Below are 22,501 nucleotides of genomic sequence, written 5' to 3' on the forward strand. Positions count from 1 at the left end.
CGCACAGGAAGCACAAGGAAGAGGAAGGCAACATGACGTCATTGGCAGTTGGGCAGCCGGGCATGGATCTGGCGAATCCCTATGAAGGCTGCGACATCGCATCGTGGCTCGTCGAACTCGCTCGTCGCCGCGGCGCCCATCCGTTCCTGGTCTGGGAGCCAATGGACGCAGAGGGGCGCACCTATACGTATGAGGCGTTTCTCGACCTCGTCCGGAAGCTCGCCGGCGGTCTCGCATCGCGTGGGGTGAAGCCGGGAGACAGGGTGATCGTCCATATGGAGAATTGCCCTGAGACGATACTGATGCGCTTTGCCTGCGCCTGGTCGGGCGCCGTATGTGTGGCGACAAACCCGCTCGCGGCCGGTCCGGAGGTGGCGTACTTTGCGCAGTCCTCAGGGGCCGTTTGCGCGGTCACGCAGCCTAAGTTCGCGGACATGTTCGCGGAGCACTGCCCGGGCCTGTCATGGATTGCCGTTGTCGATGAGGGGCCGGCAGATTCGCACTCGCGCGCAGAGACGGATCGAATGGTGCCCTTTTCCTCGCTAATCGGCGAGCCGCTTCCGCAACGCATCGCGGACCCTCTCGCGCCGGCATCGGTGATGTTTACCACCGGGTCGACCTCCCGGCCCAAGGGGGTCATGTGGACGCATGCCAATGTGCTCTGGGCGGCGGAAGCAAATTGCCGGCAGCRGGAAATCCGGGAGGACGATATCCACTTGCTCTTTCTCCCGCTGTTCCATGTCGTGGGCCTCTCGTGGTGCTTCTTCTCGACCATGTGGGCAGGCGGGACCATCGTTCTCCAGCCCGGCTTCTCCCGCAGCCGATACTGGCCCGTGGCGATGAAACACCGGGCGACCGTCGGCTCGCACGTTCACTTCACGCTGGCGGCCCTGCGGGCCGAGCCGGTTCCTGACCACGCATTCCGCCGCTGGGTGACTTCCACGCACGACCGTGCAGCGATGGCCCACTATGGCGTCGACATGGTTGCCGGCTGGGGGATGACGGAGGTGCTGATCCAGGTGCTGGTCTCCCGGCCGGAGCAGGGGGCGCTCACGGGAGGCATCGGACGCCCGAGCCTTTTCTGCGGCGTCAAGGTTGTCGATGACAATGGTTCTCCGGTCCGTCCTGGCGAAGCGGGCAACCTGCTGGTGAAGGGGGTGCGCGGGCTGTCGATCTTCCGGGAATACGATGGCGATGTCGCGGCGACCGATGCATCCTTCGATGATCAGGGCTTCCTGATCACCGGCGACCGTGTCCGCCTCAAGGAGGAAGGATGGTTCGAGTTCACCGATCGCGTCAAGGATGTGATCAAGGTGCGCGGCGAGAACGTGTCGGCCGCCGAGGTCGAAGCAGTCATCCTGAAAGTCCCCGGTGTACGCGAGGTGGCAGTCGTCGGCAAGGCGAGCGAGATGCAGGGTGAATACGTGGTGGCGTTTGTCGGGCAGGCGGCCGGGCTGTCGGACGACCAGGCGCAGGCGCTGCCCGGCACGATTCTCGAGCACTGTTCGCGCAACATCGCCCGCTTCAAGATTCCGAAGGAAATCCACGTGGTGGCGAAGCTACCCCGTATCGGCATCGGCAAGCTTGCCAAGGCGACATTGCGGGAATGGGCTGCATCAGGCGGCGTCGGGCAAGCGGGCCAGGGCGCGCCGCGCACGGCATTTGAAAGCGAGGAGCGCCGGGAATGAGGGAGCTCTATCACTGTGCGAGGTCGCGGTCGTTCCGGCCGCTATGGATGCTTGAAGAGCTCCAGATTCCCTACGCGCTTCACCTGCTTCCGTTCCCGCCGCGCGTCCGGGCCAGGGAGTACCTGACGGTCAACCCGCTCGGGACAGTCCCGCTCTTTATCGACGGGGCCGTCAGGATGACCGAGTCGAGCGCGATCTGCCAGTACCTGGCCGACGTCTATGCGCCGGACCGGCTTGGCATCCGGCCTGGCGACGCTGCGTACGCCCGCTACCTCAACTTCCTGAGCTTCGGGGAAGCCACCCTCACATTTCCCCTGGCCGTCTTCATGCGCTACTCCCGCCTCGAGCCGGATGCGCGCAAGCTGCCGCAGGCGGCGACCGACTACAAGCGGTTTTTCCTGGGGAGATTGCGCGGTGTCGAGGCAATCGTAGGCGAGGGGGAATACATCTGCGGGGATCGCTTCACAGCTGCGGATATATCGATTGGCTACGCGCTGCAGTTCGCGGCCATGAACGGCCTGGAGAATGAGTTTCCGGTGGCCGTCGCACGCTACTACGAACGCCTGCGGGCCAGGGCCGGATACCAGCGGGCGCAGCTTGCCGAATCCAGCGCGGAAAACGAGGCAGCATAGCAAACCTTGGGCCGGATATCGCCGGGTGGAAGTTGTCTTTCCCCAACCTGACTAGTGTTAAGATCGCCGACATGGAAGACACTGCACGAGCCAGGCGCGCGGTCCGGACAAAGACCACCGCGGCGCGCAAACCGGCGAAAAACGAAGAAGGCGCGGCCGATCCTCCCGCTGCGAAACGCGCCCGCGCGGCAAACGCAGAGAGCGCGGAGCTGGCCGGGGCGCGCCCTTACCATCACGGCAACCTCCGGGAAGAGCTGGTGCGTTGCGGCAAGGAACAGCTCAAGGAAGTCGGCCTGGCGGAGTTGAGTCTGCGGCGTATTGCCAGCAGCGTCGGCGTGTCGCAGGTCGCGCCCCGGCACCATTTCGGCAACAAGGAAGGCTTGCTTGCGGCCATCGCGGCCAGCGGCTTCCGTGATCTCACGGAATTCCGTCTCTCGCACCTGCGCCCGAGCATGTCCCCCGAGCAGCGGCTGCGCTCGCTGTTGTCGTCCTATGTGGCCTTTGCGAAGCTGCACCCCACGCTGTTCCATCTGATGTTCGCCCCGCAACTATTCTCGGCGGAGTCCCACGCCGAACTCGATATAGCGGCGAGCCAGTCGTACCAGACGGTCGCTCGGGCTACCGCCGAATACCTTGCCGAGAACGGCAACACGGACGAGGACAAGGCCCATGAAGTAGCCCGCGTCGCATGGATGTCCATGCATGGCGTCGCGACGCTGATCATCGAAAAGAGGATCAACCCCTGGGGCGCGCCGAAAGTCAGCCGTGAGCAACTGGTCAACCAGGCACTCGATCTCATCTTTTCCGGCATCAAGGGCCGGATTGGCATCTAGCCGGAACGCCGGCTCTTCTCCTCGCTGGCCAGCTTCCTGGCTCAGCACGCCAAACGCATTTTCGGAACCACCCTGTTCGGTCATCGCCGCGCGGGGGCTTCTGCATGCGCTTGCCCTGGCGATCTGGTTTTCAATCCTGGCGGGAAAGACAACTTGCCAACGCTTAGGGTCGCCTGATGGCATGTCGTTCGGCGGTCTGCGGCATGCAACGACTTGCAATCTATATTACCGGTGTTAAGATGAGGCCGTGYGCCTGTACACAGTGTGTTAGCTTCGGAGAAAACCATGGCTCTACCGTCCGTCCTCGCGAATCGCCTTTCGCTTCCCGTCGTCGCCTCGCCGCTCTTCATCATCTCGAATCCGGATCTCGTCATTGCCCAATGCAAGGCCGGAATCGTCGGTTCCTTTCCCGCGCTGAACGCGCGTCCCGAGGGCGCGCTCGACGAATGGCTGGACAGGATCTCGACGGAATTGGCCGAGCACGATGCGAGGCATCCGGATCGTCCTTCCGCACCGTATGCCGTCAACCAGATCGTTCACAAGTCCAACAATCGCCTCGAAGCGGACATGGCGATATGCGAAAAATACAAGGTTCCGATCGTCATCACCTCGCTCGGTGCACGTGAGGAAATCAACGATATCGTGCATGGGTGGGGCGGGATCGTGCTGCACGATGTCATCAACAATACCTTCGCGAGGAAGGCGATCCAGAAGGGGGCCGATGGCCTGATCGCCGTGGCGGCGGGTGCCGGCGGACATGCCGGCGTGCTGTCCCCCTTTGCGCTGATCCAGGAGATCCGCGAGTGGTTCGATGGTCCTCTGCTGCTATCGGGGGCGATTGCCGGCGGCAATGCCATCCTGGCGGCGCAGGCAGCGGGCGCTGACCTTGCCTACATAGGGAGCGCCTTCATTGCCACAGAAGAAGCCAGCGCCGTCGATGGCTACAAGCAGGCTGTGGTCGAGAGTGTTGCTTCCGATATCGTCTACACGAACCTGTTCACGGGCGTGCATGGCAACTATCTGCGCAAGAGCATCGTGGCAGCCGGCCTTGATCCGGATGAGTTGCCTGAATCCGACCCTTCGGCGATGACCTTCGGGTCGGGCGGCAATGCGAAGGTCCGGGTCTGGAAGGACGTATGGGGCGCAGGACAGGGCATCGGGGCAATCAAGGAAGTGGTCCCCGCTGCCGACCTGATTGGCCGCTTCCGGGAAGAGTACAAGCAGGCGCGCAATCGTCTTTCGCTGTAAGGCAGGTACCGCGAATCGTTCTCCCCACCAAGGAGCGACGAGGAGCAGCGAAACTTGCAATTTGAAAGTTCCGCTGATTATCATGAAGGCAACTAGCCGGCGACCGCCAGAACAAGTCGCGCAGGCGACAAAAGTGGCCAGACCCGGCCTTTTCCTGCGCGGCCAGCGGTGGCCGCGCGAGGGACCCGCAAGATGCTGATTGACGACTTGTCGCGGCCGGTCTCACGGCCCCCGGATCTTTCGGGCGATCAAAGGAGTTGCACTTGAACAAGCTGTTGGCAGAAGTCATTGAGGCACATGGTGGCCTTGAACGATGGAACAAACTGAGTTCGGTGACGGCGACGCTCGTTACTGGCGGGGGATTGTGGGGGATGAAGGGCCTGGTGCAGGACCCCACTCCCCGTGAGATGACAGTTGCGCTCCACGAGCAAACCGCCTCCGTCTTTCCGTTCGGGCAGCAGGACTGGCGCACTGCCTTCAGGCCAGACCGGATAGCGATCGAGACCACCTCGGGCGCGACCGTTCGCGAGCGCGCCAATCCCAGGGCCTCGTTCGCCGGCCACGGAATGGACACGCCGTGGGATCCGCTGCACCGGGCATACTTTAATGGCTACGCGATGTGGACGTACCTGACGACGCCCTTTCTCATGGCGATGCCTGGGTTCGATGTCACCGAGATCCCGCCATGGCGGGAGGGCAGGGAGCTCTGGCGTGGGTTGCGCGCGCAGTTTCCCGACCACATTGCCAGCCATGGCAATGTGCAGGATTTCTACTTCGGCGACGACTTGCTGCTGCGCAGGCATGACTACCATGTCGATGTCGCGGGCGGCTTCCCGGCTGCGCAATATGTCCACGATATCGTGGAGGTGAACGGCCTTCGTTTTCCGACCAGGCGCCGTGCCTATTTGCGTGGCCCCGACCTGCAACCGATCCGCGACCTGCTGCTGGTCTCGATCGATCTCAGCCATTTTCGCTTTGGCTGAGGACGTGCGAGACCGCGGCTGCCGCGCAGATGTGGCATCGCCCGCCAGACGGTCGGCCATGCGCGGAAATATGTAGGAGCAAACATGAACATCCAATACATCGAGGATCTGGCGCCGGGCCAGAAATACGGTTCAGGGCGGCTGCCCGTCGAACTGGACAGGATCAAGTCCTTCGCTGCCGAGTTCGACCCGCAGCCTTTCCATCTCGACGAAACGGCTGCCCGCGATACCTTGTTCGGCGGCCTGGCCGCGAGCGGCTGGCATACAGCGGCGCTGACCATGCGCTTGCTCGTCGACGGCGAACTCCGGCCCGCGGGCGGCATCATCGGGGCGGGTTTTGAGGAGCTGCGTTGGCCCAAGYCGGTGCGGCCTGGAGATGCATTGCATGTCGAGAGCGAGATCCTGGAGGTGCGGACGTCCAAGTCGCGTCCTGACCAAGGCATCGTGAAAGTACGCATCACAACCTTCAACCAGCATGACGAACCCGTGCAGGCCGGCGTCGTCAACCTGGTCGTGCGGTGCCGTCCCACTGGCAACGCGTAGACGGGGGAGCGCCATGAAGAGTTGATACCCGATGCCTGCGCCATGGGAGGCCGCTACGACGCGCGGCCGACTCCCGTTGAGTCGCATGGCCTATTGCCACCCGCAGCTCCGTGAGGGGCAGCGCGCTGCCCGACAGACTGCCGGCTGATCAAACCTCGCCCCGCGTACAGAATTCACGATATGACCACCTTCTCCTCTTTGCTGCAGCACACGGACGGCCGCGTGCTGGTGCTCACCATCAACAATCCCGGTAAGCGCAACGCCATCGCGGCAGACCTCTATGACAACATCCGTGCCGCACTGGCCGCTGCCGCGGACAATCCGGAGATTGGCGCGATCGTGCTGACCGGCGCCGACAATTACTTCTGTGCCGGCGGTGACCTGGAACTGATCAGCAAGCGGCGGGAACTGACCTATGAGGAGCGCATCGAGCGCTTGGGACACCTGCACGACGTGGTGTGCAAGCTGCGCGACTTTCCCAAGCCGATCGTGGCGGCAGTCGATGGTGGCGCGGCGGGCGCGGGTTTCTCGCTGGCATTGGCTTGCGACCTGTTCGTGGCATCCGCCGGTGCCGCCTTTTCGATTGCCTATGTGAAAGTGGGGCTGACGCCGGATGGCGGCATTACGGGCCTCCTGGCGCAGAGCCTGCCGCGGCAGTTGCTGACGCAGCTGGCGTTGACCGGCGATCGCATCACGGCGGAGCAGTTGCAGCAGTTCGGCGTCGTCAACCAGCTGGTCGAGGCCGGGCAAGCCGGCGCGGTGGCGATCGCGCTGGCGGCGCGGCTTGCGCAAGGGCCCCGGCAGGCAATGGGGGCGATCAAGGCGCTGTGCCGGCATGCCCATGAGCGCACGCTCGACGACCAGCTGGAAGCCGAGCGCATCGCGATGGCCGTGGCCCAGGGCGGCGCCGAAGCCGCCGAAGGCATTGCTGCATTTCTGGAGAAGCGGCCCGTGGATTTTGCCAGCGTGCGCCGCGGCGCAGCTGGCTGAGCACATCGCCACCGGGGCCGCCGCCAGGCCCCGCCATGCTTTTCTCCCCGGGCAGCTTCGGGTTCCTGGCAATGCGGGTGAGCATGAGGGAAGGGGCCACCACTCTTTGCGAGAAGAGACTTCCCCATTGCGCTTCCGGGCGCGCATGACTCAATCCGGGCTGTGAGGCGACTTCGAAGGAAGAACGTCGCCATGCTGCGGGCGAAGGAGAATGCGGCCGCCACACCCGTACCGTCGTGCGGGTGGCCTGGGGCTGTCGCGCATGGCGAATTCCTCTGCAACCGTGCGAATGACGAGCCCGCATGAGTGCCGGGTAGCAACACAGATGCACACGAACATCATGAAGAAGCCGAAGCCAGTAAGCCACGTCAGGTCGGTGCCGGGCCCGTGGCAGTCGTAGAGGCATTTGGGCCTTCCCTTGCTGTCGGATAACGGCTCGAGCAAGGCCACCAGCCACCAGCCGAGGTAGGTGAGGGAAACCGGCAACAGGGCGATCAGATACTTCGCCCACCACCGCAGCTTGCAGCGAAGCAGCCGCAGCAGCCGCAGCAGCCGGATAGCCGGCCTGTCGAGCGCCGCGTCCAATGCAACTGCCAGATTCCCAAGGCCACCTGTCTTCATCCATGCCCCCGTCGCACCTCGATTGCTCTCAATGTCCGCCCGCGGCAGAACGCGGGCGGGTCGCAGATGACCAGTCTCCAGACGCGCCCTCAGACGCGATACCCGTAGAGTGTGCCGTCGGCTTCGCGCGCGTTGTCCAGCGGGTCGCCCGCAAGTTCGCTGCGGGCATTGCCGTTCGGCTGAACCGTGCCGGCCGGTGGCCCCCCTGTGTGGTCATTGACCGTGGCCAAAGCCACGCTGGCGGCAGCGGCGAAAGCGGCGACTGTAATCGCCAGCATTGGCATGCGTGTGCGGATCATCTGAACTCCCTTGGTTGAATAGGAAAGGACTGCCTGCAGCAGGAATCTTGTAGAACGCAGGTTTCATGAGCGGTTGGCCAGCGGCTGCACGCATACCTGCGAGCGCCGCCCGAGGCCCCCGGGCAGGCGCGGCCAGTTGAGCGGCCTGGCCAATGCCCTGGTGTCTAGCGGTCCCAGCGGGTCCGCAGAAATCCAAGCAGACTGATGGTCGCTGCCACGACAATGCTGGCGGCCACCAGTACGAAAGCGGTATGCAGGCTCGCGTAACCTTGCAGGACCAGCACCATGGCAGCCAGCGCAAATACGAAGCGCACCACGCTTGCGATCATCGGCCAGAGGATGCGTTGTGCCCCCTGACCTGCAAAGTAGAGCTCGAAGATCACGCCAATCACCGCGTAGAACGGCGCTACCACATGCAGGTATCCTGCGCCGGCCGCCACAACGGTGCTGTCGCTGGTAAACAGGCCTAGCCACAGCTGCGGGAAGAGGGAGACAACGAGCCCGACTATGCCAACCACGCCGGCAACGAACAGCACGTTCACCATCGCCGCGCGCCGGGCACGCGCCACGTTGCCTGCGCCCAGGTTCGTGCCAACCAGCGTGATCGCCGCGGTTCCGAATCCGAACATCACCGGCACCAGCAGCATATCCAGGCGGGAGGCAATGCCGTAGCCGGCGATGGCGGTGACGCTCACGGCGCCGGCGGCAGCGGTCAGTGCGGTGACGGACATGGCCGACATGACGGCGTTGATCGCCGACAGCAAGCCGACGCCGAGGATCGCGCTGAAATGCTTACGTTGCAGGGGATAGCGACGCAGGCGCAGCGTCGACGAGGGCGAACGCATGTAGAGGACCACAACGCTCAGCGCGGCGATATTGCACAGCACTTGGGCGACGCCGGCGCCCGCCACGCCCATGCGCGGCGCGTCCAGCCAGCCGTTGATCAGCACCGGTGACAGTATCAGGCCGGCGACCGCGCCGCCCAGTATGATCATCGCCGGCACCTTGACGTTGCCGGCTCCGCGCAACGCCGCCTGCAGTAGCAACAATATCCAGAATGGGATCGCACCTCCGAACAGGAGGTTAGAGTAGCGCACCGCCTGGTCCAGCGATGGCCCGCTGCCGCCAAGGCTGCGGTACAGAGCCGGGCCGGCCAGCACCACCACCAGGGAGAACAGTCCGCCTGCTATGGCGGCGATGACCACCGCATGCCAAGCCAGGCTTTCCGCCTCGTCCCGGCGGCGGGCGCCGGTGGCGCGGGCGATGGCCGAGGACACGCCGCCGCCGATGCCGGCACTCGCCATCGTGGCCATCAGCACCGTGACGGGAACCACAAGCGATGCAGCGGCAATCGCTTCCAGGCCCAGTGAGCTGACAAAATAGGTCTCGGCGACACTGAGCAAGGTCGTCATGAACAGCACGACGACTGTCGGCAAGGCAAGGCGGATCAATGTCGACAACAGCGGACCGTGGAGCAGTTTGTTGGCCGGCAGGTTGTCAGGAGGCGGAGACATCTTCTCGGCCTGACTAGCAAGAGTAGCGGACATGATTTTTATGTAAGCCAAGAAGAAGGGACCGCCCGACAATGGCCGGGCGATGACAGTGCCATATGCAAGCGCCGACGCGCGCCTACGCGCCTACCCGCCTACCCGCGGATAATCGGCACGACCGGGATGACTTCCGTGTATCCGGCCGATGAGCTGGGGCTGCGTTCAGCCCAGTTCAAAGCCTCCTCCAGCGTCTCGACATTGATCACCACAAAGCCGCCAAACAGTGCGTGCCCGTCCGGAGATGGGCCATCCTGGACCTGGCGCTGGCCGTCCCGCACCCGCACGGTGCTGGCGTTGCGCGGATCGAGCTGGGTGCCGACCCGCATGACGCCGGCGCCCGCCATGGCGTCCATATATTGTTTCCACGCTAGCGAGACTTGCTGCCCTTTGAGCGGATCGGCGTGGATTTCATAGCTGTTCGGTGGCTGTTGAAAAGCGAGAACAAATTCCATCGTTGCTTCCTTTTTGAAAGGGAGGATCAGGCAGGCGTGAACGCGGCCGCGTGGCGGCGAGCGAATTCGGCGGCGGAAATCGGCGCACGGCCGACTAACTGCTGGAAGGTGTCGGTCATACGGTCGTAGCGGTTGTCGCGATGCAACTGGGCCATGATGACCAGGTGTGAGATCAGATGCGCCGGCTGCTGGAACTCCTGGAGCTTGGCCTCCCAGATCTGCGGTGGGACGTTGAGGTATTGGATGGTGCGGCCCAGAGCGCCGCTGAACTCCTGCGCGAGCTCGGCCATCGTCAGCGACTGGGGGCCGGTCAATTCGTAGATCTTGCCGATATGCGGCTCTGGGTTGGCCAGCACAGCAGCGGCGGCAGCCCCTACGTCGGCGGCGGCGATCGGCGAGGTCTTGCCGTCGGCGAACGGCAGGCGGATGGCGTTGTCGTCGCGGATGCCCTTGGCTGCCGGCAGGAACAAGCCTTCGAAGAAAGCGGTTGGGCGCAGGTAGACCACCGGCAGGCCGGACCAGCGCAGCATCTGCTCCGCGAGCCAGTGCTGCTGCTGTTGCGGGCTGCCGGTGGTCTCTGTCTCGCTCATCTGTGACAGCGTCATCTGCGACAGATTGACGAAGGCCTTCACACCCAGGCTTTTGGCTGTGACCGCGACGGTGGCGGCTGCTTCCAGGTATGTGGGCGATACCGACATCGTGAAATACACCACGGAGCAGCCTCGCATGGCCGTGCGCACGGCGACTATGTCGAGCATGTCGGCGACCACGACTTCGGCGCCGAGGTCACGCAGCATGTCGGCGCGCGCGTCGAGCTTGCGCACCATGGCGCGCACGCGATGGCCTTGCTCCAGCAGGATGCCGATGGCCGCGCGCGCGGTCGAGCCGACGCTGCCGGCGGCGCCGGTGACGAGGATGGTTTCTTGGGACATCATTGTCTTCCTTGTATCAATGAGCGAAGTGAAGCCGGTGTAGCTGATGCTGTCGGCACCTGCCGGCGCCGCCTCGGCCAGGCAACCTTGGCGCTCGGAGGCGGCCGCACCCGGTCGACGCTGCTACGCCTGGCGCAGTCGCTGGCCGGCGAATAGGGTAAAATCGGCTATGTGGAAAAATACATAGTGTCACGGTTTTTTGACTATGTCAAAAAAAACATAGTCATCCCGCGTGCGCGTTTGACGCAATCAAGGAGCAATGCGAGTGAGTGATCTGAAGGAAGCCAAGGCAAGCAAGGAAAAACCGCTGAAGCATGTTCTTCTTGCCGGGATACATAGCCAGCCACGTTCCGGCTACGAACTGACCAAATGGCTGCAGATGGCGGGCCAGCATTGCTGGTCGGTAGAGCACAGCTCGGTGTACCCGGCTTTGCGAGAACTGGAGACGGATGGACTCATCAAATCGGAGCGCTTGCCGGGAACGCGCGGGCCGGAACGCTCGATCTACAGCATGACCGATGCTGGACGCGAGAAGCTGACGGCTTGGGTGGCGAAAGGTTCACCGCGCCCGGCCATCAAGGACGAACAGATACTGCGGGTGTTGTGCTTCGATTTGCTGCCGCGCGAGACAGCGTTGCAGCAGATCCGCGAGGTGCGTTCGGACCACCAGGCCCAGCTTGAGTTCTTTCTCGCAAGGCAGGCCGTGCTGACCGAGCAGCAGCCTGGACCGCTGCTGGTGACACGCCGCGGCGTGCTGGCCGAACAGGCCTATATCGCTTGGTGTGACGAGGTGGAGGAAATGATCGCCCGCAGGCCAGCCTGAGGCCCCGCCCGAACCCAGGCTGGCGCGCCTTGGAGTATGTCCGACAGGATGGAGCCGGGGTCGGGCAGGAGAATATTGCGCGGCAAGCCCACTGGTGCCCACGGTGAGACGAGCCGCCGGCGACGGCGTTCGTGGCGCTCGAACTGGACTGCTCGATCGGGGGATGAGGTTCCTACAAGGCAGACAAGGGAGACAAGGGAGCACGCCTCCCGGCGTTCTCCCCGTCACTGCGCTGGCTTAGAACGGCAGGCGCAACTTCACCGATGCCGTCTGGTTGGTGAAGCGGTCGCGCACCTCGGCGTCGTAACGCACGCTCACTTCCATCGCCTTGCTGTTGGTCACGACGAAGCCGAGGCCGCCGCGTGCCAGCCAGCGCGCCGGCGACATGCCGCGCGTGACGAACTGCGCGCCGCCGCCGACGTACGAAGCGGTGATGGCCGACTGGCCCGCCATCGCGTCGTAGCCAAAACCGAGGTTGGCCGTGAACATGGCGTGCTCGGTAATGCCCTGGTTCAGGCGGGCTTCGGTGGACAGGATCAGCTCGCGCGTCGAGTTCTTGCCGACCGCCAGGCTGAGCGCATCCGCGCCGTTCTCGGTGTAGGCCGCATCCTGGATGAACGTGTAGTCGGCGCGCACGGACGGCGTCACGGTAGTCTTCGCCGCGAGGTTCAGCATGCGGCCGAGGCCGACGCCGACGTGGGCGTTCCAGCTGTTGTAGCTGGAGGACGCGCGGCTGTTCAGGCCGCCGAAGTTGATGTTGCGCTGGCCTTCGTTATGGCCGGTGCCCACGTCCGCCTGCACGCTGATGTCGGTGCTGGCATCGAGGCTGTAGCTGCCGTAGCCGATCAGGCGGTAGCCGTCGACGCTGGCGCTTTGCGCCGCCACCGGCGAGTTGCCGTCGATGCGGCTGTGCATGTAGGAGAACGCACTGCCCACGCGCACCTTGTCGCTGACCACGCCGTCGGCGCCGAGCAGCATGCCGTAGGTGTTGGCCTTGTAGCCGGCCACGCCGTCGCGGTCGCTTTGCTTGGCCCACGAGCCTAGCGGCTTGAACCAGAGCTGGCGGTCGGAGACGAACTCGTCGCCCGAGGACAAGCCGCGGTTGGCTTCCTGACGCGACTGGATCACGCGGTTGGTGGCGTGCATGGCGGCGCTGTTGACTTCCGTCATGCCGGCGGTCATCAGCGGCAGGGTCTGCTTGACGGCGTCCGATACGGCTTGCTCCGTGGACAAGGTGCCCAGCGCCGTGATCGCCGGAGCCATGGCAGCCGGGGCCGACGAGCCTTGCGAGATCAGCGCGTCCAGGACCTGCGCGGCGCCCAGGCCTGGCGTGTTGCGCGCACCGGTGACACTGCTCACCACGGTGATCACGGGCGCGGGGGTGGGCGTTGGCTCCTGCGGTGGCGTCGGGGACGTCGGCGTGACTGGCGCGGCCGAACACGAGGTGGCGCCGGCGCGGGCAACGCACAGGTCCACGGCATTGCCGTTGCGGGTGGCGATGAAGTCGAACAGCGCGCTGTTGTCGGTCACCGTCAGGGCCGGGCCGGCCACCAGGGTGCCGGCGGTGAGCACGCCGGGTTGCACGCTGGTGCCGGCGACGAGGGATGGCGCGCCGATGACGTTCACGCCGATCTTGTTGCTGGCCGAGATATCGGCGGTGCCGGTGACGGCCAGCTTGCCGTACGCGCCGTTGGCACCGATGCCGGTCTGGAACACGCCGCCCGCCGCTTGCGTGTAGTTGCCCGCGATGGTAGCGGTGGTGCCGGCCGCGACCGCCAGCGTGCCGGCATTGTTCACGCCTGCGGATGCGCTCACCGTGTGGCGCTGGTTGAACACCGCGTTTTCGGCAATGTTGAACGTGCCGACATTGAACGTATTGCCCGACGTGAACGTGCCGTTGACATTGACCACGGAATTGGCGCTGCCGTTGACTGCGCCCGTCACCGCGGCGCTGTTCAGGTCGATGTTGAGCATGGCGTTGCCGAGCGAGACAGCGCCGTTGAGTGTGCCGGTCAGGCTCACGCCGTGCGTGATCGTGCTGGCCGTGTCGATCGAGATCGCGTTGGCGGCATTGATCGTGCCGGCCACGTTGATCGCGTCGATCGTGCTGTTCACGACGTTGATGCCGGTCCCCGAACCGCCTGGCGACGTGGCGTTGATGGTGCCGTTGTTGTTGATGCTGCCGGTGATCGTGCTGTTCTGGACGTTGATGCCGTATGCCATGCCACCCAGGCTGATGCCCGGCAGCCCCGCGAGGACCGTGCCCGTGCCGCCGGTCGCGGTGATCGTGCCGTCGTTGCGGATCGACGCCACCGTGCTGGCGCCAATATTGATGCCGGTCGCAGAGCCGCCGGCGCTGCCGAATATCCCGGCGCCAATGGCGTTGCCGCCGGTGGCGGTGATCGAACTTGCCGCACCATCGTTGACCAGCGCGCCAACCGTTGCCGACTGGAGGTTGATGCCGGTGGCTGCGCCGGGGCTGGTACCCGGCATCGGAATGCCGCCGCTAATAAAAGCGGCGCCGCCGGTAGCCGCGATGCCGCCCTGGTTGGTGATGTTACCGACCTTGGCCGTCGCAATGCTGATGCCGGTGGCGGCCCCACCGGCACCGTTGTCGAGGCCCGGCATGCCCATGGCACCGTTGCCGCCGGACGCGGCGATGGTGCCGCCGGCGACGTTCAGGATGCCGCCCAGCGTGTCCGACGTGGCGCTGTTGCTGACGACAGTAATTGCGGTGGCGCTGCCGCCGTTGTTCATCGGCGTCGGCATGGCAGGTATCCCGGCCGTGCCGATGCTCTCGATCCGCCCGTGATTTTCGATGTTGATGGCGCGCGAGAGAAGCGGCCCGGTCACCGAGACGCCGGCGGCGCCCGCCACGCTGATCAGCCCGCTCGGCGAGGTGACGTTCACGCTGCCGGCCGATCCCAGCACGCAGGTCTGGGCCATCGAGCCGGCGACGGTGTTCGCGCCCAGGGGCGCGCATGCCGGCGGCACGGCCAGGGCCGGCATCGACGCGATCGCGCCCAGCGCCACCAGCGCGGCACTGGTGATCGAGCGGGGTATGGACGGCGGCGTGGCCGCGCACAGGGTGGATGCTGCTGAGGTGCTGCGGATGGCAGGGCGTGCCTGCCCTCGAATGCTGCGATGCTGTTTCATGTCTTACGAGGACCCGGTGATCGGTAAATTGCGAAGTAGACTTGCCGCTTGATTGTTTTTTGTGATTTCTTTGTTTTCTTGTTGACCGTCTTGCCTCTCCGGTTGTCGCGTGATGGGGCCGCTGGTAGCTCCGTTCGCTTTGCGCCCGGCGCACGCCCGCATCCGAGGTTGTGGAGGGCTCCACGCCCGGTTGCTTCTGGGCACAGAAGGGGCCGCGCTCTGGCTGCGAAAGTTCGCCGACGCCGGACGCAGCGTTGCTGCACCCGCTTATCGGCAGCGACGCGGAATTCTTTAGTGGCTGAGGATGTGGGGCAGTGGGCCGCTGCCCTGGAGACCCGAAGGCGCGCCGGTGTGAATGCCGGATCCTGTCCGGTCCGCGGACCGCCTCGCGCTTTTTTCGACAATCCGATGCGAGGCCGAGAAACACCCGGGACATGTCCCGGGGTTGGTCTGGATGATGACCTCCACTGCCTCGCCAAACGGCGGCGGGGAAAATTTGGCGGTTGAGTCCTCGCGATCCAGTGCACTGTATGTATATACAGTGCCCACGAAAATATTGAGCGCCTGGATTCGGATGTGCTGCCAGTTCCATCCTTGTTCGTTTAACCGGTCAAACGAACAACGCGTCCTCAAGCCTGGACGTCATTTCACCGCTTTTCAACGAACGTTGCTGCGTTGCGGCATTTTCTACAAAAAGATGGCTAACTGACCGGCCGAGGCTACTATCTGGGCAGGTGGCCTGGCAGACGGTGCCCTTCATTTGCACGCTCCGTACGGCTTGCTTCGAGCCACCGCTGTCGTGTGCCCGATAGGGCGCGCATGGCATAGATCCTGCGCGGGAGTTCGGAGCGCCGATGCGCAAAGCTCGGCGTTGACTTTTCTCCTCCGCCACGAGTCGCCTTTCCACTGCGTTGCCCTGGGAACCCCTTATGCCTTCATCGATTCTCTCGAAGTCTGTCACGGACGCGTCTTCGAACTTCTCGCGCCTCTACACTGAAATATTTGAACTGCTCCACGCGACCGTCGAAGTCGTTTCTGTTCGCACGGCTCGCATGGCAAAGGCTTTGGTGGCTCCGGACGAGCGGGACCCGCACGAGTTTAGCCTCATGGGCCGAGAGAAGGGCGAGGCCGCGTCCGAGTCGATAGGTGCTTTGGGCGCAGGCTTGCTCAGCCTGACCGTGGTGCTGGCGAGCGAGACCACAAATCACTTTTGGGCCGCCTCCGCAGCGGCATCCACGCTGGTAGCCAGCCGCTCAACATCTCAGTGGCTCGAGCGTCAGGAGGCGTTCTTTAAAGTGGCTTGCGACCATCCCGCCAGTCCGCTGCAGCTCACCAACTGGGGGACATGTCTGATGCAGGAGGTTCTCGCACCCATCCACGTCCGGGCGACGGCCAACGCGAAACGCCTAGGGGCGCCATGAACGCTGTCCGGACCGCGAAAGCACATCTCGCGAGCAACGGCGAGCGACGTGCGACCAGTAGCATCGAAGACGGAATCAAGATCTCGCCGACCCTCGAAGGGGTTTCGGAAACCATGCTATGGACGCTATACGACCGCGCATGCGAAGCGCGCCGCGCTGACAGTATCATTGCAGACCCCCATAGCGTGCGCATCTGCGACGCCCTGGAATATGACTTCGCCGGCCGCTTCGGCACGCCCATTGGCTCATTCTCTGCGCGCGCCGTGGAGTTCGACCGCTTATTGAAGCGCTGGCTCGAGCGGCATCCTGACGGTCTGATCATTTCCCTGGGTGAAGGCCTGGAAACGCAAGCGCATCGTGTCGACAACGGCCGAATGAGTTGGATTACGGTCGACCTTCCGTCCGCGATCAAGCTGAGGGAGCGCTTTCTACCATCGTGCGCACGGTTTCGCCACGTCACGTCGAGTGCCTGCGAGGCGCGCTGGGCAGACGGAATCAAACCGGGCACTCCGGTGTTTATCGTCGCACAAGGCCTGTTCATGTATCTTGAGCCGGAGGCGGTGAAGGGCATTTTTATTCACATAGCAAATCGTGTTCCAGGTGCCGAAATAGCGTTCGACGCCGTTCCGCGCTGGTTCGCCCAATTAACGGACTGGGGCGTCATGCTCACGTCCGGCTATCGCCTGCCTCCGATGCCTTGGGGTGTCGATAGGGATGAGATAGAGGCGCGGCTTCGTACCTGGTCACCCGGGATCTCTTCCCTGCGCGTGCTTGAGTACCGAACACCGCGTGGGTGGCCCAAACTCGCCGAAGACTTGCTCCGCCTCAACCCGATGACCAACCGGCAGATGCCATTCGTTGTGCATGTGAAGCTGACCAGAAGGAACCGTCAATGAAGCGCTCCGTCGCGGCGGCAGATCGGACCGCGGTCAGAAGGAGGGCGAATGCCTGTGACAAGGACGACCAAGAATCGGCGGAGCTTTCTCGTGAATCGGCTCGGTCCCGGCCTGATCACCGGCGCCTCGGACGACGATCCGAGCGGGATCGCTACTTATTCTCAAGCAGGCGCGCAGTTCGGTTACCTGATGCTATGGACCATTCCTCTGACGCTGCCGCTCATGATTGGCATCCAACTGGTCAGTGCGCGACTCGGACGCGTTTCAGGCCGCGGCATTGCGTCGAATATCCGCAAACACTATTCCCCGCTGATGGCGCTCCCCTTCGCGGTCCTGGTTGTGCTGGCAAACGTTATCAACGTGGGCGCCGATGTGTCTGCCATGGGGCAAAGCATGAAGCTTCTGGCGGGCGGCTCCTATATCCTGTACGTCTATTTGTTTGCGCTGTTCTCGCTGCTGGTCCAACTGTTCTTGCCGTACCGGCGCTATTCCGCCTATCTCAAATGGCTGGCACTCTCACTACTTGTCTACGTTTTCGCGGCCTTCCTGCTCCACGTCGATTGGCGCGCTGCACTGCGGGGCACGTTCATGCCGCGCGTAGTCTGGTCCAAGGAGTTCTTCACAACCCTGATCGCGGTCTTCGGCACCACCATCAGCCCATATCTGTTCGTATGGCAGGCCGCCTCGGAGGTGGAGGAAGTAGATCTTGAGCCAAAGGCCAGGCCGCTCAAGGACGCCCCGATGCAAGCGCCTTATCACCTGTCCCGTATCACATTTGACACGACGGTGGGCATGGTTGTGTCCGCGGCGATCGCCTATTTCATCATGATCGTAGCGGCGGCTGCGCTTCACGCCAACGGGGTGACCGAGATACAGACGACAGCCCAGGCAGCAAAAGCGCTGGTGCCCGTCGCAGGTCGTTTTGCGCAAGCGCTGTTCTGCGCCGGTGTCATTGGAACCGGGCTGCTCGCGGTGCCCGTATTGGCCGGCTCCGCGGCGTATGCGGTGGCCGAAGCGTTTCGGTGGCGGCGCAGTCTTGAAGAAAAGCCGGCGGGTGCCAAATGGTTCTACCTGGTGTTGACCGGTGTGATGGTGGCCGGCACCGCGATGTGCCTCCTGCCGTTCGATCCATTCAAGATGCTCTATTGGAGTGCGGTTCTCAATGGCGTGGCCGCCGTACCCGTCATGATCATGTTGCAGTTGCTCTCGCGACGACAGGCTGTCATGGGCTCGTTCTGCTCGTCGCCGTGGCTTCAGGCGGTCGGCTGGGTTGCCACGGCAGCCATGGCGCTGTCTGTCGTCGGCCTCATCGTCACCCTGTTTGTCTAGTCCGGCGAAGCGCCCGGCACATTGCGCGGGTGGTAAGCTCAGCCGGCAGTGCGGGACAGGCGGTATCGTGGATCGGCTGCATGCCTGGCGCCACGCCAGATCCAGATCCAGATCCACAAGCGTTTCATCGTGGCCACGGACATCAAGGTCTACTGCGTTCCTCAGCATCCGTGGCAACGCGGCCAGAACGAAAACACGAACGGCATCTCAGTCCATCGCAAGCCAAACGCAACGCCGCAGAGAGCCATCCTCACTCACGCTGGCTCGCCCAGCAGCTCCGATTTCCGTGCCTCCAGTTGCATGGCAACTTCGCGAAGGTCGATCTTTGCCTTGATCACCGCGGGAAAGAGTTCGCTTTCCTCTTCCTCGACATGGTGGCCAACATACTCGGTCAAGACCTTGTAGTTCGCATCGAGCATGTCCGGGTCTCCCGCTTCGATTTTGGCAATCAGTGCCTTCGCCACGCCATGCTCGACCTTGGCTTCATCAAGCATGTCGTCAAGCTTCTCCGACACGCCGCGCAGGGCAGGGTAGAAGATCTCTTCCTCGATCTGCGCATGGACTGACAGCTTCTGACATGTCTCCGTGGCGATCGCGTGTTTTTCTGCGACGGCCTTGGTGGCTTCGAATTGCTTGAAGAGCTTCTTCACGGCACGATGGTCATCCATCAGGAGGCCGAGGGTCGTGCGTTGTTCAACGGGTATTTTTGACTTGTCCATGAGGACCTCCGTAGGGGAAAGTTGCGCACTGCGGATGCGCACTGTTGGGGTATTGCTGCGCGGAGCGTCAAGCGCGCTCAACGGCGCTTGCGCCTTTTCACCGGCTTCGTGGTTGTCATCCCATCGGTCCAGGCCGCCATCATCTGCCTCGCGCCTTCCGTCATCGCATTGGAAGCCGCACGCTTGCCTTGCGCTGTCAGCCGGCCGCGCGCCGCAGTATGGAATGACCGGATTAACGGCACTTGGCGTCCCGGGCCTGGTCGATCGTGGCGCCGCCGGTCCCTTGCAGCGGCCGCCCATGAAGCCGGTCGATATCGGCCTATCCCGCGCTTTCCGGGGCAGGCTAGTCCCGGCATGGCAGCCAGAGCGAAGCATTATTTGGTCCAGCCAATCGTCCCACGACTACTTGCATGGTTGTCGGAGCACCAACAGGCCACGCAGCGCTACCTGCGATGAAGACCTTGTTCATTTGCGGAAGTTTGGTGCAATAGACGGTGGCAATATTTACCAGGTTTTTGCAGAAAGGCAGCACGCCCGGCAAGTGATAGCGGAGCAATTGCAGCCGCGCTGGGGCGCCATGGCGACGCCTCCACAAAGGGGGGGCGCATGTTCGGCGGCACCTCGGTCCCGGCATCCAGGACCGCGAATCTACCGCCTGCCAGCAGCAAGGCGACTAGTCCGGACGGCCGGTGCGGGGCCGCGGCCGGTGAGCATCGAAGTCGCTGCGCGGCGGCTTGGCGAAGCGAGCATGGAAGTCGGCGATAAAGGCTGGCGCAAAGACGTTGGCGGCTGGCATGGCGCTGATCCCGCGCAGCCGCAGTTCCTTGACCAGGCGCTGCTGCAAGGTGCCATTCATCCGCTCGACACGGCTCTTGGCGGGGCTGGAATTGGCGCACAGGATGTCGATATTGAGCTCGAACAGCGGCCCGCCCGAACTGGGTGTAGCCACGCGCGGATTGAATCCCGCTTTGAGGGGCACGCGACACGCTCCTCAAAGCCCGCATCCAGGCCYTGGCCGGCTGCAGGAAGGTAAAGGCGAATCGGTCACCCGGTTCTTCTGGTGATCTTGCTCTCGCAATCCTATTCTTGTGCTGACGCGGTATCTCAGCGGTCGCCGGCGAATCCTTGCGATGCGGAATGCCCATGATGACAAAACTTGTCCAGGCGGTTAGCCGGCGGCTGGTTCGCCAAGTGGGGCAGTACAGTATTGCTCAATCGATACTTGCCAGCCTGGGGTTTCTTATTCTCGCGAACGATGCAGTTGCCCAGCAGACGTTTGTCGCTCCAGGCAGCGCGCCGCCGCCGTACAAGTTGCTACGCTACGATGAGGATTTCACATACCTTCGGGATCCCACTCATCGCGGCGATCTTTGGGATCCTGTCAAATACATCCCGATTGGACCGCATGACTGGTCACTAAGCCTTGGCGGCGAGTTGCGGGAGCGGTTTGAGAACTACTCCGAGGCCAACTTCGGGGTGCCGGGCAAATCCGCCGACGGATACCTGCTTCATCGCCTGCTGCTCCACGCCGACCTGCGTGCCGGTGACTATTTCCGCGGCTTTCTTCAACTGGGAAATCAACTGGCAGCGGGCAAGACCGCGGCGGCACCGCCCTATGTCGACCGCCTCGACGTACAGCAAGCCTTCGTCGACTTTAGGGCACCACTGACGGGCGACGCGAATGSCGACCCCGACTTGCGAATCGGCCGTCAGGAGATGGCATTGGGATCGCAACGCCTCGTTTCGGTTCGGGATGCGCCAAACGTCCGTCGCGCTTTCGATGGCGTTCGCCTGGGGGGCGCGGTCGACAAGGTGCGCATCGATGCTTTCGTCACACGTCCGGTTCTCCTGCAGACGGGCAATTTCGACGACCATCCAAATCATGCGCAGGGCTTCTGGGGCCTGTATACGACCTTTCCCAGGAGCTTCATCCCCGCATCCGGCCTCGATGTCTACTATCTGGGCTTCGAAAACAGCCGAGCGCTGTACAGCGCAGGAGCTGGTGTCGAGAGACGGCATTCGATCGGCGCGCGCATCTTCGGCAGCGGCAAGGGCTGGGATTGGGACTGGGAGGCCCTGGCACAATTCGGAAGCCTTGGCCAACAAGACATCCGGGCGTGGGGGTTCTCAACGGACACCGGCTATACATTTCCCGTCGCCGACTGGAAGCTCCGCGGGGGCTTCAAGGCCACTGCGGGGAGCGGCGACCATGACTCCCGCGATGGCCGGCTTGGTACCTATGGTGGCCTGTTTCCAAAACTTGCGTACTTCAATCAAGCCGGTCTCCTCGGCGCTTCCAACGTGCTGGACGTACAGCCATCCGTAACGCTGGGACCCAATGAGCGGGTCAAGATCACCATCGCCTGCGACTTCATTTGGAGAGAGACGACAAACGACGCAGTTTATACGGCGATAGCCACTCCGATCGCCGGTACGGCGGGACGCCCTGGTCGCTACACGGGCAGTCAGCTTTCTGTCGACTTGTCCTGGCAAGTCAACCGGCATATAGCCATCAATGCCGGCATCGTGCATGTGGACGTGGCAAAGGTCCTGAGCAGCGTTGGCGGCCACAACACTAACTTCACCTATGTCTCGGCTGGCTACAAGTTCTAGCAGGCCGCAGATTTCCTTCGCTACATCGATGGCAAGGCTGCCAGCGGGACCACACAGCAGTGCAAGCCCCCCTCGCATTCGATGATGCGGTGCTCCTTGCCAGGCGCGGAATTTATCGCGCACGGACGGAGAATCCTGCGCTATCCATTTGGCCCGCGAGACTCCGCCTTCAGGGGAAGAACTCCTTGCGCGCATCGAGCAGGATCGCCACGTATCGGTCGAGATTATCTTCGACCCGCTGCGTGGGTCCCACCAGTGACAGTGAAGTCAACCTGCCACCGACCTCGCCGGCGATACCCACGGCGGCGACGCCCTGACTGCCTTCGTCCTTGGCCAGGTACCATTTCTCACGAGCGCACTTCTCAATTTCGCTGCGAAGGACGCTGACGTCGCGAATGGTGTTGGGAGTGACCGCCGGCAAGGGCAGGGCGTCGATCAGCGCATCCCGCTCCGTCTTCGGCATGGCCCCGAGAATGGCCTTGCCCAGCGCGGCCGAGTGGAGGTCATAGACCGTTCCGGGCCGCACGACGTAGCGCAACGCATGCGGGCTCTCCTGGCAGGCAAAGATCTTGACGTGGTTGCCCTCCAGGTAACCGCACAACGAAGTCTCCCCAGACTCCTTGGTCAGAATCTCCAGCGCCTCGGTCGCGAACGCATGCAGCGGGTCCAGTGCGGCGATACGCTGCGCGACATCGCTCAGGCGTGCCGTCGGGTAGAACTGGCGCGACTTCGGCGTACGCAACAGATAGCCAGCCTCGCGCATGGTGAACAGC

The 22,501-nt window shown here is 63.4% G+C and carries 20 protein-coding genes and 1 pseudogene; 12 read left to right on the forward strand and 9 right to left on the reverse strand.

From position 1 onward, the window contains the following. The 7 genes from AC1DO7_RS24800 to AC1DO7_RS24830 all read left to right on the forward strand — a co-directional run. Positions 1 to 1,688 (forward strand): class I adenylate-forming enzyme family protein (locus AC1DO7_RS24800; protein WP_477116674.1); only part of this gene is annotated, 1,688 nt, incomplete at its 5' end. Beyond that, positions 1,685 to 2,320 (forward strand): glutathione S-transferase family protein, encoded by a 636-nt coding sequence (locus tag AC1DO7_RS24805; RefSeq protein WP_441619517.1) that lies wholly within the window; start codon positions 1,685 to 1,687, stop codon positions 2,318 to 2,320. The genes AC1DO7_RS24800 and AC1DO7_RS24805, both read left to right, overlap by 4 nt. Before the next feature lie 71 nt (positions 2,321 to 2,391). Next, positions 2,392 to 3,153, forward strand: coding sequence for a TetR/AcrR family transcriptional regulator (locus AC1DO7_RS24810; protein WP_441619516.1), 762 nt, complete (start codon positions 2,392 to 2,394; stop codon positions 3,151 to 3,153). Between the two features lie 285 nt (positions 3,154 to 3,438). Next, the gene (locus AC1DO7_RS24815) at positions 3,439 to 4,401 is read left to right on the forward strand and encodes an NAD(P)H-dependent flavin oxidoreductase (protein WP_441619514.1); all 963 of its coding nucleotides are present in this window, start codon (positions 3,439 to 3,441) and stop codon (positions 4,399 to 4,401) included. 263 nt (positions 4,402 to 4,664) lie between these two features. Then, entirely contained in the window at positions 4,665 to 5,384 is a 720-nt protein-coding gene (locus tag AC1DO7_RS24820; RefSeq protein WP_441619513.1) for a hypothetical protein, read from the forward strand. 84 nt (positions 5,385 to 5,468) lie between these two features. After that, complete coding sequence (locus tag AC1DO7_RS24825) at positions 5,469 to 5,927, forward strand: MaoC family dehydratase (protein ID WP_477116675.1); 459 nt, start codon at positions 5,469 to 5,471, stop codon at positions 5,925 to 5,927. 180 nt (positions 5,928 to 6,107) lie between these two features. Next, positions 6,108 to 6,917, forward strand: coding sequence for an oxepin-CoA hydrolase, alternative type (locus tag AC1DO7_RS24830; RefSeq protein WP_441619509.1), 810 nt, complete (start codon positions 6,108 to 6,110; stop codon positions 6,915 to 6,917). Between the two features lie 150 nt (positions 6,918 to 7,067). Here AC1DO7_RS24830 and AC1DO7_RS24835 read toward each other — a convergent pair whose 3' ends face one another. The 5 genes from AC1DO7_RS24835 to AC1DO7_RS24855 form a co-directional block, all read right to left on the reverse strand. Then, positions 7,068 to 7,538: a hypothetical protein gene (locus AC1DO7_RS24835; RefSeq protein ID WP_441619507.1), complete on the reverse strand. Its 471-nt coding sequence runs from the start codon at positions 7,536 to 7,538 to the stop codon at positions 7,068 to 7,070. An 89-nt stretch (positions 7,539 to 7,627) separates the two neighbouring features. Continuing rightward, a complete protein-coding gene (locus AC1DO7_RS24840) occupies positions 7,628 to 7,837 on the reverse strand; it encodes a hypothetical protein (RefSeq protein WP_441619505.1) in 210 nt (69 codons plus the stop codon). A gap of 164 nt (positions 7,838 to 8,001) precedes the next feature. Then, the gene (locus tag AC1DO7_RS24845; protein ID WP_441619503.1) at positions 8,002 to 9,384 is read right to left on the reverse strand and encodes an MATE family efflux transporter; all 1,383 of its coding nucleotides are present in this window, start codon (positions 9,382 to 9,384) and stop codon (positions 8,002 to 8,004) included. 98 nt (positions 9,385 to 9,482) lie between these two features. Beyond that, positions 9,483 to 9,839, reverse strand: coding sequence for a YciI family protein (locus tag AC1DO7_RS24850; protein WP_441619501.1), 357 nt, complete (start codon positions 9,837 to 9,839; stop codon positions 9,483 to 9,485). 26 nt (positions 9,840 to 9,865) lie between these two features. Beyond that, positions 9,866 to 10,774, reverse strand: coding sequence for an NmrA family NAD(P)-binding protein (locus AC1DO7_RS24855; RefSeq protein ID WP_441619499.1), 909 nt, complete (start codon positions 10,772 to 10,774; stop codon positions 9,866 to 9,868). 256 nt (positions 10,775 to 11,030) lie between these two features. Between AC1DO7_RS24855 and AC1DO7_RS24860 the strand changes: the two genes are divergently transcribed. Beyond that, on the forward strand, positions 11,031 to 11,594 hold the full coding sequence (locus AC1DO7_RS24860) for a PadR family transcriptional regulator (protein WP_441619497.1): 564 nt from the start codon (positions 11,031 to 11,033) through the stop codon (positions 11,592 to 11,594). 237 nt (positions 11,595 to 11,831) lie between these two features. Here the strand turns inward: AC1DO7_RS24860 and AC1DO7_RS24865 are convergent, their stop codons facing one another. After that, entirely contained in the window at positions 11,832 to 14,750 is a 2,919-nt protein-coding gene (locus AC1DO7_RS24865; protein WP_441619494.1) for an autotransporter outer membrane beta-barrel domain-containing protein, read from the reverse strand. 929 nt (positions 14,751 to 15,679) lie between these two features. On the opposite strand from AC1DO7_RS24865, the gene AC1DO7_RS24870 reads away from it, so the two are divergent. From AC1DO7_RS24870 to AC1DO7_RS24880, 3 genes are read left to right on the forward strand one after another with little or no spacing between them, the layout of a single operon-like run. Continuing rightward, positions 15,680 to 16,171 carry a polyhydroxyalkanoate granule-associated phasin gene (locus tag AC1DO7_RS24870; RefSeq protein WP_441619493.1) on the forward strand — a complete coding sequence of 164 codons (492 nt, stop codon included), beginning with the start codon at positions 15,680 to 15,682 and terminating at the stop codon, positions 16,169 to 16,171. Next, positions 16,168 to 17,067 carry a class I SAM-dependent methyltransferase gene (locus AC1DO7_RS24875; protein ID WP_441619491.1) on the forward strand — a complete coding sequence of 300 codons (900 nt, stop codon included), beginning with the start codon at positions 16,168 to 16,170 and terminating at the stop codon, positions 17,065 to 17,067. The genes AC1DO7_RS24870 and AC1DO7_RS24875 overlap by 4 nt, the downstream gene beginning before the upstream one ends. A 48-nt stretch (positions 17,068 to 17,115) precedes the next feature. After that, positions 17,116 to 18,396: an Nramp family divalent metal transporter gene (locus AC1DO7_RS24880; protein WP_441619489.1), complete on the forward strand. Its 1,281-nt coding sequence runs from the start codon at positions 17,116 to 17,118 to the stop codon at positions 18,394 to 18,396. 254 nt (positions 18,397 to 18,650) lie between these two features. On the opposite strand, the gene AC1DO7_RS24885 is transcribed toward AC1DO7_RS24880, so the two are convergent. Both AC1DO7_RS24885 and AC1DO7_RS24890 read right to left on the reverse strand, forming a co-directional pair. Then, the gene (locus AC1DO7_RS24885; RefSeq protein ID WP_441619487.1) at positions 18,651 to 19,115 is read right to left on the reverse strand and encodes a hemerythrin domain-containing protein; all 465 of its coding nucleotides are present in this window, start codon (positions 19,113 to 19,115) and stop codon (positions 18,651 to 18,653) included. Between the two features lie 700 nt (positions 19,116 to 19,815). Further along, positions 19,816 to 20,062: pseudogene (locus AC1DO7_RS24890) on the reverse strand (ISNCY family transposase); the annotation flags it as partial. A 196-nt stretch (positions 20,063 to 20,258) separates the two neighbouring features. Here AC1DO7_RS24890 and AC1DO7_RS24895 point away from each other — a divergent pair. Continuing rightward, the gene (locus tag AC1DO7_RS24895; RefSeq protein WP_477116676.1) at positions 20,259 to 21,728 is read left to right on the forward strand and encodes an alginate export family protein; all 1,470 of its coding nucleotides are present in this window, start codon (positions 20,259 to 20,261) and stop codon (positions 21,726 to 21,728) included. Between the two features lie 169 nt (positions 21,729 to 21,897). Here the strand turns inward: AC1DO7_RS24895 and AC1DO7_RS24900 are convergent. Further along, the coding region (locus tag AC1DO7_RS24900) for an IclR family transcriptional regulator (protein ID WP_477116677.1) at positions 21,898 to 22,501 on the reverse strand (604 nt) is incomplete at its 5' end.

The organism is Cupriavidus sp. 05N40 (assembly GCF_056397305.1).

Excerpts from the sequence above, each read along its gene's own strand:
- AC1DO7_RS24805 (WP_441619517.1), top strand. The coding sequence starts at position 1,685 with ATGAGGGAGCTCTATCACTGTGCGAGGTCGCGGTCGTTCCGGCCGCTA.
- AC1DO7_RS24810 (WP_441619516.1), top strand. The coding sequence starts at position 2,392 with ATGGAAGACACTGCACGAGCCAGGCGCGCGGTCCGGACAAAGACCACC.
- AC1DO7_RS24815 (WP_441619514.1), top strand. The coding sequence starts at position 3,439 with ATGGCTCTACCGTCCGTCCTCGCGAATCGCCTTTCGCTTCCCGTCGTC.
- AC1DO7_RS24830 (WP_441619509.1), top strand. The coding sequence starts at position 6,108 with ATGACCACCTTCTCCTCTTTGCTGCAGCACACGGACGGCCGCGTGCTG.
- AC1DO7_RS24835 (WP_441619507.1), bottom strand. The coding sequence starts at position 7,538 with ATGAAGACAGGTGGCCTTGGGAATCTGGCAGTTGCATTGGACGCGGCG.
- AC1DO7_RS24840 (WP_441619505.1), bottom strand. The coding sequence starts at position 7,837 with ATGATCCGCACACGCATGCCAATGCTGGCGATTACAGTCGCCGCTTTC.
- AC1DO7_RS24845 (WP_441619503.1), bottom strand. The coding sequence starts at position 9,384 with ATGTCCGCTACTCTTGCTAGTCAGGCCGAGAAGATGTCTCCGCCTCCT.
- AC1DO7_RS24850 (WP_441619501.1), bottom strand. The coding sequence starts at position 9,839 with ATGGAATTTGTTCTCGCTTTTCAACAGCCACCGAACAGCTATGAAATC.
- AC1DO7_RS24855 (WP_441619499.1), bottom strand. The coding sequence starts at position 10,774 with ATGATGTCCCAAGAAACCATCCTCGTCACCGGCGCCGCCGGCAGCGTC.
- AC1DO7_RS24860 (WP_441619497.1), top strand. The coding sequence starts at position 11,031 with ATGCGAGTGAGTGATCTGAAGGAAGCCAAGGCAAGCAAGGAAAAACCG.
- AC1DO7_RS24865 (WP_441619494.1), bottom strand. The coding sequence starts at position 14,750 with ATGAAACAGCATCGCAGCATTCGAGGGCAGGCACGCCCTGCCATCCGC.
- AC1DO7_RS24870 (WP_441619493.1), top strand. The coding sequence starts at position 15,680 with ATGCCTTCATCGATTCTCTCGAAGTCTGTCACGGACGCGTCTTCGAAC.
- AC1DO7_RS24875 (WP_441619491.1), top strand. The coding sequence starts at position 16,168 with ATGAACGCTGTCCGGACCGCGAAAGCACATCTCGCGAGCAACGGCGAG.
- AC1DO7_RS24880 (WP_441619489.1), top strand. The coding sequence starts at position 17,116 with ATGCCTGTGACAAGGACGACCAAGAATCGGCGGAGCTTTCTCGTGAAT.
- AC1DO7_RS24885 (WP_441619487.1), bottom strand. The coding sequence starts at position 19,115 with ATGGACAAGTCAAAAATACCCGTTGAACAACGCACGACCCTCGGCCTC.